13 protein-coding genes are annotated in these 12,368 nt (G+C 47.0%); 6 read left to right on the top strand and 7 right to left on the bottom strand.

All coding sequences use genetic code 11. From position 1 onward, the window contains the following. The first annotated feature begins 46 nt into the window (after positions 1–46). On the top strand, positions 47–592 hold the full coding sequence (gene tpx / locus NL930_RS03050) for a thiol peroxidase (RefSeq protein ID WP_039674279.1): 546 nt from the start codon (positions 47–49) through the stop codon (positions 590–592). Here tpx and NL930_RS03045 read toward each other — a convergent pair. Genes NL930_RS03045 through NL930_RS03035 form a run of 3 tightly spaced genes read right to left on the bottom strand, consistent with a single transcriptional unit; the run spans position 589 to position 2,119 of the window. Beyond that, a complete protein-coding gene (locus NL930_RS03045) occupies positions 589–840 on the bottom strand; it encodes a hypothetical protein (RefSeq protein WP_039674281.1) in 252 nt (83 codons plus the stop codon). The two genes, tpx and NL930_RS03045, sit on opposite strands and share 4 nt — an antisense overlap. Beyond that, the gene (gene pgeF / locus NL930_RS03040; protein WP_254377437.1) at positions 837–1,511 is read right to left on the bottom strand and encodes a peptidoglycan editing factor PgeF; all 675 of its coding nucleotides are present in this window, start codon (positions 1,509–1,511) and stop codon (positions 837–839) included. The genes NL930_RS03045 and pgeF overlap by 4 nt, the downstream gene beginning before the upstream one ends. Beyond that, a complete protein-coding gene (locus NL930_RS03035) occupies positions 1,511–2,119 on the bottom strand; it encodes a riboflavin synthase (RefSeq protein WP_254377444.1) in 609 nt (202 codons plus the stop codon). The genes pgeF and NL930_RS03035 overlap by 1 nt, the downstream gene beginning before the upstream one ends. A 165-nt stretch (positions 2,120–2,284) precedes the next feature. On the opposite strand from NL930_RS03035, the gene NL930_RS03030 reads away from it, so the two are divergent. Further along, the gene (locus NL930_RS03030) at positions 2,285–4,240 is read left to right on the top strand and encodes a methyl-accepting chemotaxis protein (RefSeq protein WP_254377438.1); all 1,956 of its coding nucleotides are present in this window, start codon (positions 2,285–2,287) and stop codon (positions 4,238–4,240) included. On the opposite strand, the gene NL930_RS03025 is transcribed toward NL930_RS03030, so the two are convergent. From NL930_RS03025 to NL930_RS03015, 3 genes are read right to left on the bottom strand one after another with little or no spacing between them, the layout of a single operon-like run. Beyond that, positions 4,230–5,159 (bottom strand): biotin-dependent carboxyltransferase family protein, encoded by a 930-nt coding sequence (locus tag NL930_RS03025; protein WP_254377439.1) that lies wholly within the window; start codon positions 5,157–5,159, stop codon positions 4,230–4,232. The genes NL930_RS03030 and NL930_RS03025 overlap by 11 nt on opposite strands. After that, positions 5,156–5,845 (bottom strand): 5-oxoprolinase subunit PxpB, encoded by a 690-nt coding sequence (gene pxpB, locus NL930_RS03020; protein ID WP_256497327.1) that lies wholly within the window; start codon positions 5,843–5,845, stop codon positions 5,156–5,158. Before pxpB ends, NL930_RS03025 begins: the two co-directional genes overlap by 4 nt. After that, a complete protein-coding gene (locus NL930_RS03015) occupies positions 5,836–6,567 on the bottom strand; it encodes a 5-oxoprolinase subunit PxpA (protein ID WP_254377441.1) in 732 nt (243 codons plus the stop codon). Before NL930_RS03015 ends, pxpB begins: the two co-directional genes overlap by 10 nt. Positions 6,568–6,726: 159 nt before the next feature. Between NL930_RS03015 and mnmG the strand changes: the two genes are divergently transcribed. The 4 genes from mnmG (at position 6,727) to NL930_RS02995 (ending at position 11,347) form a co-directional block, all read left to right on the top strand. Further along, positions 6,727–8,601, top strand: coding sequence for a tRNA uridine-5-carboxymethylaminomethyl(34) synthesis enzyme MnmG (gene mnmG, locus NL930_RS03010; protein WP_254377442.1), 1,875 nt, complete (start codon positions 6,727–6,729; stop codon positions 8,599–8,601). A gap of 102 nt (positions 8,602–8,703) precedes the next feature. Next, positions 8,704–9,210 carry a ubiquinol-cytochrome c reductase iron-sulfur subunit gene (petA, locus tag NL930_RS03005; RefSeq protein ID WP_039675762.1) on the top strand — a complete coding sequence of 169 codons (507 nt, stop codon included), beginning with the start codon at positions 8,704–8,706 and terminating at the stop codon, positions 9,208–9,210. An 11-nt stretch (positions 9,211–9,221) separates the two neighbouring features. Further along, positions 9,222–10,481 (top strand): cytochrome bc complex cytochrome b subunit, encoded by a 1,260-nt coding sequence (locus NL930_RS03000; protein ID WP_354672753.1) that lies wholly within the window; start codon positions 9,222–9,224, stop codon positions 10,479–10,481. Next, positions 10,478–11,347, top strand: a complete 870-nt coding sequence (locus tag NL930_RS02995; protein WP_354672762.1) for a c-type cytochrome — start codon at positions 10,478–10,480, stop codon at positions 11,345–11,347. The genes NL930_RS03000 and NL930_RS02995 overlap by 4 nt, the downstream gene beginning before the upstream one ends. Positions 11,348–11,420: 73 nt before the next feature. Here the strand turns inward: NL930_RS02995 and accA are convergent, their stop codons facing one another. Continuing rightward, entirely contained in the window at positions 11,421–12,359 is a 939-nt protein-coding gene (gene accA / locus NL930_RS02990) for an acetyl-CoA carboxylase carboxyl transferase subunit alpha (RefSeq protein WP_039675848.1), read from the bottom strand. Positions 12,360–12,368: the final 9 nt, after the last annotated feature.

Below are 12,368 nucleotides of genomic sequence, written 5' to 3'. Positions count from 1 at the left end.
TAGTTATAATGGAAGCACGAATACATCTTTTTTAAAGGAACACTCTATGGCAACTACCAAACTCAAAGGCAATCTTGTAAACTTAGCGGGAACCGAATTAAACGTCGGCGATAAAGCACCTTGTATCAGCGTCGTCGCGAAAGATTTGAGCGAAATTACGATCGGCGGAGCAAGCGATAAAACGCAAGTGATCGTCATCGTCCCTTCATTAGACACACCCGTATGTGCGCAAGAGACTCGTATGTTCAATACCAAAGCCGCCGGTATCGACAACGCAACCGTTACCGTCGTTTCGATGGACTTACCGTTTGCGATGGGTCGCTTTTGTACCACAGAGGGTATCGCAAACCTTCAAGTCGGTAGCGATTTTAGAGACAAAGCCGCCGCAAACGCTTACGGCGTTTTGATTGCCGATGGTCCGCTTAAAGGTTTGAGTGCCCGTGCAATTTTCATCGTCGATAAACACGGCGTGATCGTTTACAAAGAACTTTGCCCCGAAATCACCGAAGAGCCGAATTACGAAGCGGCGTTAGAAGCCCTCAAAACGGTTGCGGCGGCAAAAAGCGGTTGCGGTTGCAGTTGCGGACACTAATGGCTGAGTAACGCTTTTTCTTGTGCGCCATCAAGCCACAAGAGAAGCTCTGCCGTTTGCTCCAACGTTTGCATCGGAATCACGATTTGAGGCAACGCGGCAAACGCTGCCAGTAAGGTCTCGTTTTGCAAAAAAGCGACGTTGTAAAGCGTCGCTTTTTTTAAAATCACTTCTACTTGAGCACGCCTAGCATGCTCCGCATTTGTCGGTTGCAATGCCCGATACGCACTTAAACCTTTCGTATTCATAAACACATCACTCCCGCAAAACGTCCCGTTTGCTTTTCCCGACGGTACGAAAAATAATTCCTATTGCAACAACTGCACTCCGCCGATATTTCGATCTTACATGTTAAAATTCCCAAAGTGCTCAAAGCCTCTTTTAAAGCGTGCTGCAAATCCAAGAAGTAGCGTCCTTCCCGTACGTAAAGATAGCGTTCAAAGCCGTGCGTTACCTCAGGTCCGACTTCGTAACAACACGCGTGAATCGAAGGTCCGAGTCTTACATGTAAGTCTTCAAGTTTCGTGCCGTATGCCTTTTGCATCGCTAAAGCGCACGCTTGCACCACGCCTAAACGCACACCTTCGCGCCCCGCATGAGCGACTCCGATACTTTGGGTTACCGCATCGTACAAGAGCACGGGAATACAATCGGCAACCATCACGCACAATCCGATCCCTTTTCGGTTCGTGATCATTGCGTCGCAAACGGGTGTTTCCAAACCTGTTTCGATACGCTCGACGCTGTTTTGATGAACCTGTTCCATAAACACTAACGTTTCCGCACCGATTTTTTCGCGTAAACGTTCACGATTGAGCGCAACGTTTTCGGGTCGGTCGCCGACATGATACGCGACGTTAAGGCTCTCAAAGGGAAAAGGACTTACGCCGCCGAAGCGATCGGTAAACATAAAACGCATTAGTACAATGCCATAATGCGATCCACGCTTTTCCAATCCAACGCTTTTTCGCGGTGAAGCAGATGGTAGACGTAACGTGCGAACATGTCGGTTTCGATATTGACGCGACGCCCGACACGGTAAGAGCGGATCAAAGTATTTTCAAGCGTATGCGGAATAATCGTCAAACGAAACGCATGCAAAAACACTTCGTTGACCGTCAGACTCACGCCGTCGATGGCGATGCTCCCTTTGGGCACGACAAACTTCATCAACGCTTCGGGAAGCCCTATTTGAATATCCAAACCGTTTTCTTGCAAACTGAGCGATTCGATAACGCCGATACCGTCGATATGCCCTTGCACCATATGACCGTCTAGCCGTTCGTCCAAGCGCATCGCCGGTTCGATATGCACGCTTCCCTCATAATTTTCCATCGCCAAAGTGTGACGGCTCTCCAACGAAAGTTCGACGCTAAAACCGTCTTCAAATAAAGCGATAACCGTCAAACATGCTCCGTTGATAGCGATGCTATCGCCGATCTTCGGACGATAACGCGCCCTCAAACGTAAAACATTGGTATGATAACTCAGCACTTCGGCACATTCGCGAATCAATCCTGTAAACATCGTTCCGACCTTCTTCCTCGTCATAGACTTCTTTGATACGTGAATTATAACCATTTTTTAGTGGATCGCCGATGAGACTGAAAATGTTAAAGTTCTGTCGTACGTATAAAGAATTTTAAAGAAAACTTGACTACAATTAAACCATATGGCCTTAAGGAGTCTTGCATGTATTCTGCTCTATCGATTTCCAATAAAATCCATCTTCCGCTGATCTCTTCGATCGTCGTGGGTATGGTGATTATTTTAGCGTCTACGTATTTGAGCGTTCGTACGATCGAAAAAGACGTTTATACCAAAGAGCAATCAACGCTTCGCGTCTACGTCGAAAACCAACTCGATGCCAAATACGACGTTGCCTTAACCAATGCGATTACCGTCGCGTCGAACTATTACGTCATCGAAGCCTTGCTTCGTAACGATCGCGCGCTTGCGCTCGAAGGGCTTAAAACGCTCTCTCAAACCTATAAAGAGTTTACCGACTTTAAAAACGTTCAAATTCATATTCATACCAAGGATGTTAAAAGTTTTTTACGCGCGTGGATGCCTGAAAAATTCGGCGACGATCTTGCGTCGTTTCGCCATACGATTAAAAAAGTCAAAGAGAGCAAGCAACCGCTTTATGCCATCGAAATGGGCGTTGCGGGAATGTCGCTTCGAGGTTTGGCACCCGTTCTCAAAGACAAAGAGTATTTAGGTTCGGTCGAGTTTATCCAATCGTTCGAATCGGTCGTCACCGGTGCCAAAAAAGATTTGGGCGCTAGCGTTATCTTTTTGACCGATAAAAAACAACTCGATCTTAGCGCTTCGGCAAAAGACGCGCTCTTAGCCCGCGATACCGCCTTGTCGCAAAAAAAAGAAAATACCGATATGAAGCTTTTTGAAGAGATTAAAAACCTCGATTTAAGCGCACAAGGAAGCCGCTTTATGACGCCGACGTATTTCGTCGTTCGCCAAGAGCTCAAAGGCTTCGACGGCAATCGTTGCGGCGAAGTGTTGATGGCGGTACCCAAATCCGTCGTCGATCAAACGGTCAACGAAGCGCAAAGCGGTATGCTACGCCAAATCGTCATCATGGCACTCATCGATATTTTGGTGATTGTTGCGCTGATTATTGTGCTTCGAAAAGCCGTTAGCCGGCCGCTCGAGGAGTTGAAAGACAAAGCCGCCAACCTTGCAAGCGGTGATGGCGATTTAACGAAAAAAATCGATATTAAAAGCGGCGACGAAATCGGACAAACCTCTTTGGAATTTAACCGTTTTATCGAAAAAGTCCGCCAAACCGTTGCGCACGCCAAAGAATCCAGCGTTCAAAACGCTTCGGTTGCAACCCAATTAAGCTCTACCGCGATCGAAGTCGGTAAACGCGTCAAAAGCACCTCCGAAATCGCCCAAACGACTAACGCGATGTCGCAAGCGATCAAAAATGAGCTGCAAAATTCTCTCCAAAAAGCCGAGCAGTCCAAAAAAGAGATCGAAAATGCGCATACGACGCTTGGCAATGCTAAAAACGAAATTTTGAAAATGGCGGCGCAAGTCGAAGACTCGGCGCAAACCGAAGTCGAACTGGCCCGACAAATCGCACAACTCAGCTCTGATGCGGATCAAGTGAAAAACGTCTTAACGGTCATCTCCGACATTGCCGATCAAACCAATCTGTTAGCACTGAACGCCGCCATCGAAGCCGCACGTGCGGGCGAGCACGGACGAGGTTTTGCGGTCGTTGCCGATGAAGTGCGAAAACTCGCCGAACGTACGCAAAAAAGCCTTTTGGAGATCAATGCGACCATTAACGTGATCGTTCAAGCGATTAACGATGCCAGCGATCACATGAACACCAATTCCAAAAGTATGGAAAAATTGACGCAAATCGCACACGACGTTGAAAACAACATCGGACAAACCGCCCGTATCATGGACGACGCCACCGCTTCCAACGAACAAACGCTCCACGATTACGCCAAAACCGCCGAACGTATCGACGGTATTGCACAAAAGATCGAAGAGATGAACGCGTATAGCGTCAGTAACGCCAAAAGCATGGAAGAGATGGAAAGCGCAACGCGCCACTTAAGCACGCTTACCGAAGAGCTCAACCACGTTTTAACCGACTTTAGAACGTAAAATGCGCACGAAAGGCAAGAGCCTCGGCTCTTGCTTCCTCAGGCGTAACACTTTGAAACCGTATGCTTCCCCCGGCGTTTAATTGCGCGAGTTTAAAGCAATCCACCGCAATGACCGAGCCGATTTTCGGGTATCCGCCGATCGTTTGTCGCTCTTTTAAAAGAACAATCGGTTCGCCGTGGCTGGGAATCTGAATCGCCCCGTAACAAATCGGTTCTGATAAAATACCCGTGACGCTCGGTACGATTTTTTCTCCGCACAAACGATACCCCATACGATCGCCCTCGCCTTTGTAACGATACGTCGTCGTAAAAAACGTCTCGTGCGCCCGTGCATCGAACAATGCCTCTTGATAGCCTTTAACGACGCGCAAAACCGCCTCGTCGGAGTACGAAGGTATAAGAACGCTCGGAAGACGGCGTTTTAAAGGCAAGCACTTACCTTGCGTCGGCAAAAAATCCCCTTCGATCAGTTTTCTTCCGTCAATGCCCCCAAGCCCTTCTTTGACGCTCGTGGAAAAACTTCCGTACGCAAAAGGCGTTTTAAAACCTCCCGCGACGCTTAAATACGCAAACTGTCCTTTTGAGGCAAATCCGAAGCGTATGACGTCGTCTTTTTCGAGACGGTGCGTTTGCCACATGCCGATCGGTTCGCTATTCAGCGTCGGATGCATATCCGCTCCCGTAATCGCGACGGTTTGCTTACATGTCGAAATCAAGGCAAGCCCGCCTAAGGCAATCTCCACGACCGGCGTGTTAAACGCGTTTCCGGCAAGCTTATTGGCATAACCGAACGCCGTTTCGTCCATCGCCCCGCTTTGCGTCAACCCGATATCGCAAAATCCTATACGTCCGCTATCTTGAATCGTGCTTTGCACGCCGCCTTTGAGCACCGTGAAACCTACATGTTTTTGACTCATAGTTCACCGCCCAACGCCAAAAAACGCTCTTGGCTAATCGCTTCAAAACGTACCGCGTCTCCTACATGTACAAACGAAAGCCCTGGATACGATGCATCGAACATCGCAATCGGCGTACGTCCTAAAATTTTCCATCCTCCGGGACTTTTCGCGGGATACACGGCACTTTGGCGATCCGCAATCGCAACGCTTCCTTTAGGAACGGCTTTTCTAGGATTGGCAAGGCGTGCCGTTTCCAAGCGTTCGTCGGTTTGTCCCAAATAGGCAAATCCGGGTGCAAAACCGATGGCATAAACTCGGTACGTCGTTTGCGTATGCAACGCAACGATCGCTTCGATCGACATCCGTTTTTCCAAAGCAAGAGCTTCCAAATCCCAACCGACTTCTTGCGCGTAGTAAACGGGAATCGTCACGACTTTTTGCTCGCGTGCATCGATGTTCGGTGCATCTTCGAGAAGCGATTGAATCAGCCGACATGTCGTTTGAAAATCGTACCGTACCGAATTAAAACCGACCATCAACGAAGCATACGAAGGAACTATTTCCAAAAACGCCGGATGCGCGCTTCGTTTCAATGCCGCATACGCTTGATACACTTTGTCGGAAACAGCAGCATCGATCGTATGACCGAAATAAAGAATTACGCTCGACTCCGAAGCAATACGATACTCGACGTTCACATGCATTTCCTCAAAGTTTCGACCATCGCTACCGCTTCGGCATTATCGCCGTGTACGCATAAAGTATCGGCACGAAGTGCAATCTTTTTACCTGAAACCGTCTCTAAGACGCCCTCGTTTTGTAACAGTTTCAACCGAGCCACGACCGCATCGACGTCGTGTAACACGGAACCGGCTTGATGGCGCGGCACCAAATAGCCCTCATCGTCATACGCTCGATCCGCGAAGACTTCGTATAACAACGCGATACCTTCTTGCGCGGCGGCTTCTTCATGCGCCTTCATATCCATCATCGACAGTACCATCACTTTCAAATCGATATCGATACGTTTGATAGCGGAGAGCACGGCTTTAAAGATGCGCACGTCTTTCATCATATCGTTATAGAGCCCTCCGTGCGGCTTGACGTATTCGAGTTTTGCCCCGTTGGCTTTGACAAATCCCCACAAAGCACCGATTTGGTAAATAACCATCGCTTCGACTTCTTCCAACGAACACGCCATACTACGCCTACCGAATCCCGCTAAATCCGGATACGCCGGATGCGCTCCGATACGCACGCCGTGTTTTAATGCCAGTTTAATCGACTTATCCATAATCACGGGATCGCCAGCATGAAAACCGCACGCGAAATTTGCCATATCCACATACGGCATTATCAACGCGTCCAAGCCCATTTTCCAAGAGCCGAAACTCTCTCCGGCATCGCAATTTAGTTTAAGACTCATTTTTCGATCCTTTCACTTTTCTAGACGTATTGTAGCAACTTTCCCGTTGCTTCTACGCTTAAGATACAGCCAAATCATAGTATAATAAAATTTTTCCCATGCATTTTTCCTTTTGAGAAAAAAAGTGATTCAAAAATTTATCTTTTAGGTACTGTGATTATGAAATACGACGTGATTGTAATCGGAGGCGGGCATGCGGGTATTGAAGCATCCTTGGCCTCCGCTAGGCTTGGAAATAAAACCCTTCTGATCTCTATTTTAGCCGAACAAATCGGCGCGGCAAGTTGTAATCCCGCCATCGGAGGACTCGCCAAAGGACATTTGGTCAAAGAAATCGACGCTTTAGGCGGTCAAATGGCACTTGCCACCGATGCTTGCGGCATTCAGTTTCGCATCTTAAACCTTTCCAAAGGCCCCGCCGTTCGCGGAAGCCGCGCACAAATTGATATGGATCGTTACCGTATCTACATGCGTACGACGCTTTTAAATACCGAAAATTTAAGTATCGCCCAAGAAACCGCCGAAGAGATTCTGACGGAAGAAGGTTGCGTCAAGGGCGTCATTACCTCACTCGGCAACCGTTACCATGCCTCAAAAGTTATTGTGACAACCGGAACGTTTTTACGAGGACTGATTCATATCGGCGAATACCGACACGAATCCGGACGCGTAGGTGAATTTCCTTCCCTCAAACTCTCTTCTTCCATTAAAGCCTTAGGCATTACGATGGGACGGCTAAAAACCGGAACCTGTGCGAGAATCGACGCTAAAACGATTGATTTTTCCAAAATGGAACTCCAGCCCGGAGACGAACATCCGATTCCTTTTAGTTTTCGTACCGACCGCACCGATTTTCATCCGCACCAACTGCCTTGCTATATCGCCTATACCAATGAAGAGACGCATACGATCATCGAAAGTAATTTTCACAGAGCGCCTTTGTTTACGGGACAAATCAACGGCATTGGACCTCGATATTGTCCCAGTATCGAAGATAAGATCAACCGCTTTCGAGACAAAGAACGCCATCATCTCTTTATCGAACCGCAAACGCGCGAAGCGACCGAATACTACATTAACGGTTTTAGCACCTCGTTACCGACCGATACGCAACTTGCCATGATTCATTCGGTAGAAGGAATGGAAAATGCAAAGATTGTTCGCTTCGGGTACGCTATCGAATACGATTACGTCGATCCGACGGAACTCAAACATACGTTGGAAACCAAAAAAGTTTCCGGACTCTATTGCGCGGGGCAGATCAACGGAACGACCGGCTACGAAGAAGCGGCGGCACAAGGATTGATGGCGGGTATTAACGCCTCGTTGCAACTTCAAGGCAAAGAACCGCTGGTTTTACGCCGCGATGAAGCGTATATCGGCGTTTTAATCGACGATTTGGTCACCAAAGGTACGAAAGAACCTTATCGCATGTTCACGAGCCGCGCGGAATATCGCTTGCTTTTACGCGAAGACAATGCGGATTTAAGGCTCACGCCTTACGGCTATAAAATCGGCTTGATCGACGAGCAAACGCATGCGCGCGTCGTTAAAAAGCATCAAGCATTATGCGAAGGCTTGGCGTATTTGGAAGAGACGACGCTTACGCCGTCCAACGAGAACAATGCTTTTTTGGCTTCTATCGGAGAAGATAAAATTACCGATAAGGTCTCCTTGCAAAAAATCGTCGCGCGTTCGGATTTTAGTATCGAGAAACTCGAAAAACTAGCACCTTGCATCGCGGCGTTTAGCGAAGAGGCGAAAGAGCAGATTTTGGTCGAAGCCAAATACAAAAATTATATCGAAAAGCAAAAAGAACAAATCGACGTTATGAAAGCGATGATTAACGTTGCCATTCCCGCCGAAATGGATTTTGCGTCTATTTCGGGTCTGAGCAACGAAGTGGTCGAAAAGCTCAAACGCTTTAACCCGCCGACATTGTTTGCGGCAAGCGAGATTAGCGGTATTACGCCGGCCGCTTTAGACATTTTACATGTATATATAAAACTTTTCAATAAAAAAAATAAATCTTGACGTAAAATTGACGTAAATTCGTATAATTGACGTGTGTCATAGTTTCTTAATAAATGATAAGATAAAATAGTCACAAATTAAACTACAAGAAAGGAAAACAGGATGGCTGTTGAAGAGAGCAGACGAGACTTTATCGGCATGGCATTCGGCGGTTTTGCAGCGGCAGGGGGCATTGTGGCTCTGGGCGCTATGAAGAAGACTTGGGATCCGCTTCCAAGCGTACAATCCGCCGGATTCATTACCGTTGATCTCTCTCCGATGAAAGAAGGAGAGGTACAAACGATACAATGGAGAGGGAAGCCGATTTTCATTTTGAAGAAAAGTGCGGATATGGCAAAGAACGAGAAACGAGACGTCGTCGCAGGAGGGAGTAGCTACTCGGTGATGATCGGACTTTGTACGCACTTAGGCTGTATTCCGACGTGGACACCCTCCACCAAGCAGTTTAAATGCGCATGTCACGGCGGCGAATTTGACGCCAGCGGCGTCAACACGTTTGGACCGCCTCCTCGTCCTATGGATATTCCTCCCTTTAAAATCGACGGAACGAAACTCGTCCTCGGCGAAGAGGGACCGGAATATAAAAAAATGGTAGCTAAGAAAGCGTAAAGGAGAGACACGTGGCAGCAATAAAAAAAGCAACGGGCTTGATGGACTGGTTGGATCAGCGATTGGCGGTCAACGGATTTATCAAAGTCATGATGAGCGAGTATTGGATTCCTAAGAATATCAATTTCTTATGGGCGATGGGTGTCGTCTTAATGAGTTTGTTTATGATTTTGATCGTATCGGGTATTTTTCTTTTGATGTATTACAAACCCGATATAAAATTGGCGTTTGATAGCGTCAACTATACGATTATGCAAGAGGTCGAATACGGCTGGTTATGGAGACATATGCACGGTGTAGCGGCATCGGTTATTTTCTTAGTCATCTACATTCACATGTTTACGGGTATCTATTACGGCTCATACAAAAAAGGCCGTGAGATGATCTGGTTAACCGGTATGGCACTCTTTGGTATCTTCTCTGCCGAAGCGTTTAGCGGGTATATGCTTCCGTGGGGACAGATGAGTTACTGGGCGGCACAGGTTATTACCAATCTTTTCGGCGGTATTCCTTTTATCGGCGAAGCGTTGGTTATTTGGATTCGAGGCGATTTCTTGGTGGCGGATGCGACGTTAACACGCTTTTTTATGTTACATGTCCTTTTACTTCCTTTAGTAATTTTACTCTTAATCGCCGTTCACTTCTATGCGTTACGTTTTCCGCATGTCAATAACCAAGACTCCGAAGAGTTCGATTTCGACAAAGAGGCTAAGAAATATTTGGAAGGTCGCAAAAAAGAGTCTAAAGTGGTTCCTTTTTGGCCGGTCTTTTTATCCAAAGACTTTTTCGTTGTCGGTATTGCCTTAACCGTCTTTTTCTACTTGGTCTGTTTCCACTACGATTTTGCGATGGATCCGATCAACTTTGAACCGGCCAACAATATGAAAACGCCGGCACATATTTATCCGGAGTGGTATTTCTTGTGGAGTTATGAAGTGCTTCGCGGTTTCTTCTTTGATATCGGCGGTATTGCAGCAATGGATATCGGTTTAGCGGCGTTTGGATTTGCCAACGTTATTTTTATGCTTTTACCGTTTTTAGATCGCAATACGATGCATACGGCACCGGCGCACAAACGTCCGATGTTTTTCGTCTGGTTTTGGTTATTGTTAATCGATATGATCGTTTTAACCGTTTACGGTAAGCTTCCTCCGACGGGGGCAAACGCTTGGGTAGGCTTTGGTGCAACCATCGTTTTCCTTGTTTTATTCGTCCTCCTTCCGATTATTACCAAAATTGAAGCCAAAAACGAAGAAGGAGCCGAGTCATGAGAGAGTTGAAAATTTTAGTAGTGGTTCTTTTCTTTACTGCCGTTGTCTATTGGGGTGTCGAACCTTTCGCCCATTCTCAAATGCACCCTCACGTCGCCCCTGCCGATTTCGCTTTTAAGGATTTAGGCACGAACGATAAAAAAGGCAATGCAAGCAAAGGTGCCGAGACATTTTTAAGTGCCGGTTGTACGGGATGCCACGGTGTCGCTTCTCAGGGAATGCCTTCACCGATGGACGATGCGGCGGCTTCTGCAAGCTTTGGCGTCGTACCGCCCGATTTGAGCAATGCGGGTGCCATTTACGACAAACACTTTTTAAGCGCACTGATCAAAGATCCGACCAAAGCTTTAAAAGTCGAGCATAAGTTCAACGAAACACGTCCGCATCCGATGATTGCATTTTACGGTCTTGGGGGCGATTTGGATCAAGAGGTTGCCGACATCGTCGCTTACCTTCAAAGCATTGCTCCGATTGCGCCTTTAAGCGACAAACAAGTCTTTCAAGACGCCTGCGGCAGATGCCACGATATGAAATACGATAAAACGATGAGTTCTTCGGATAAAGCGGCATTAACCGCGTATATGGGAACCTTGCCTCCGGATCTTTCGATTATGATTCGTGCGAAGAGCGACGAGTACCTTTCAACGTTCATCAACAATCCTCAAAAACAGTTAGCGGGTACGTCGATGCCGCGTGTAGGTTTAACCGAAAAAGCGCAAAATCAAGTGATCTCCTATATGGAGAAAGTCGGCGATCGTAAAAAAGCCGAACGCGAAGACCTCGGTTATAAATTAATCGGCTATATGGTACTTTTCACGCTTCTTGCGTTTGCTTGGAAAGTTAAAATCTGGAAAGAAGTGCACTAACGTGCGAAGAAGAGGAGCCATGTGAATGCATGGCTCTTTTTTTTACAGTAACCGCTCACACAAAAAAACGCGCTTAGCGTTCCTCGTATGCTCCGATAGAAAGAATCTTTTCGTAACGCTTATCCATACGTTCTTGATCACTCAATTGATCTAACTCTTGCAACGACTTAATAAAATAATCCCCCAAAGCCTTAATCGCACTCTCTTTATCGCGATGTCCGCCGACAAGCGGTTCGTCGACGATCGCATCGATTAATTTCAATCCGTAAAGATCGTCTGCGGTGATTTTCATCGCTTTGGTCGCATTTTCCTGTTTAGAAGGGTCGTTCCATAAAATGGCGGCACATCCTTCCGGAGAAATAACGGAAAAAACGGAATATCGCATCATCGCCACACGGTCGGCAACGCCTATGGCTAAAGCACCGCCGCTTCCGCCCTCTCCGATCACGACGGCAACACTTTGGGTATTCAATCGACTCAATTCCAAAAGATTTTTGGCAATTGCTTCGCTTTGACCGCGTTCTTCCGCCGCAATGCCTGGATACGCGCCCGGGGTGTCAATTAAAAACAAGATAGGCAGGTTAAATTTTTCCGCCATCTTTGCTAAACGCAATGCTTTTCGATAGCCTTCGGGATGTGGCATACCGAAATTTCGTTTGATTTTATTTTTGGTTCCGCGTCCTTTTTGTTCGCCGATAATCATCGTCTTTCGTCCGGCTAAATAGCCGATATAGCCGACAATTGCAGCATCATCGGCAAAATTGCGATCTCCGTGAACTTCGTAACTCTCTTTCAACAAACCTCGAATATAGTCCAAAGCATACGGACGATCGGGATGGCGGGCGAGTTGAAGTTTTTGGTATTCACTGAGATTTTTATAGGTTTTAGAGATCTCTTTGGCGAGATTTTTTTCCAAGATTTCAACGGCATGCGCATCGCCTTTGATTTTTGCACCAGCAATATCTTCGTCGATTTGTTTAATACCGTTTTCAAACTCTAAATAGGTTGCCACTCTTTGTCC

It is taken from the genome of Sulfurospirillum sp. hDNRA2 (assembly GCF_024206095.2).
Classification (GTDB): domain Bacteria; phylum Campylobacterota; class Campylobacteria; order Campylobacterales; family Sulfurospirillaceae; genus Sulfurospirillum.
The sequence above is the reverse complement of the archived record's forward strand: the minus strand, read 5'-3'. Positions and strand labels throughout refer to the sequence as shown.

Coding starts and splice junctions, on each gene's coding strand:
- NL930_RS03035 (WP_254377444.1), bottom strand. CDS start 2,119: ATGTTTACAGGATTGATTCGCGAATGTGCCGAAGTGCTGAGTTATCAT.
- pgeF (WP_254377437.1), bottom strand. CDS start 1,511: ATGCGTTTTATGTTTACCGATCGCTTCGGCGGCGTAAGTCCTTTTCCC.
- pxpB (WP_256497327.1), bottom strand. CDS start 5,845: ATGCATGTGAACGTCGAGTATCGTATTGCTTCGGAGTCGAGCGTAATT.
- NL930_RS03045 (WP_039674281.1), bottom strand. CDS start 840: ATGAATACGAAAGGTTTAAGTGCGTATCGGGCATTGCAACCGACAAAT.
- NL930_RS03030 (WP_254377438.1), top strand. CDS start 2,285: ATGTATTCTGCTCTATCGATTTCCAATAAAATCCATCTTCCGCTGATC.
- NL930_RS03015 (WP_254377441.1), bottom strand. CDS start 6,567: ATGAGTCTTAAACTAAATTGCGATGCCGGAGAGAGTTTCGGCTCTTGG.
- tpx (WP_039674279.1), top strand. CDS start 47: ATGGCAACTACCAAACTCAAAGGCAATCTTGTAAACTTAGCGGGAACC.
- mnmG (WP_254377442.1), top strand. CDS start 6,727: ATGAAATACGACGTGATTGTAATCGGAGGCGGGCATGCGGGTATTGAA.
- petA (WP_039675762.1), top strand. CDS start 8,704: ATGGCTGTTGAAGAGAGCAGACGAGACTTTATCGGCATGGCATTCGGC.
- NL930_RS03025 (WP_254377439.1), bottom strand. CDS start 5,159: ATGAGTCAAAAACATGTAGGTTTCACGGTGCTCAAAGGCGGCGTGCAA.
- NL930_RS02995 (WP_354672762.1), top strand. CDS start 10,478: ATGAGAGAGTTGAAAATTTTAGTAGTGGTTCTTTTCTTTACTGCCGTT.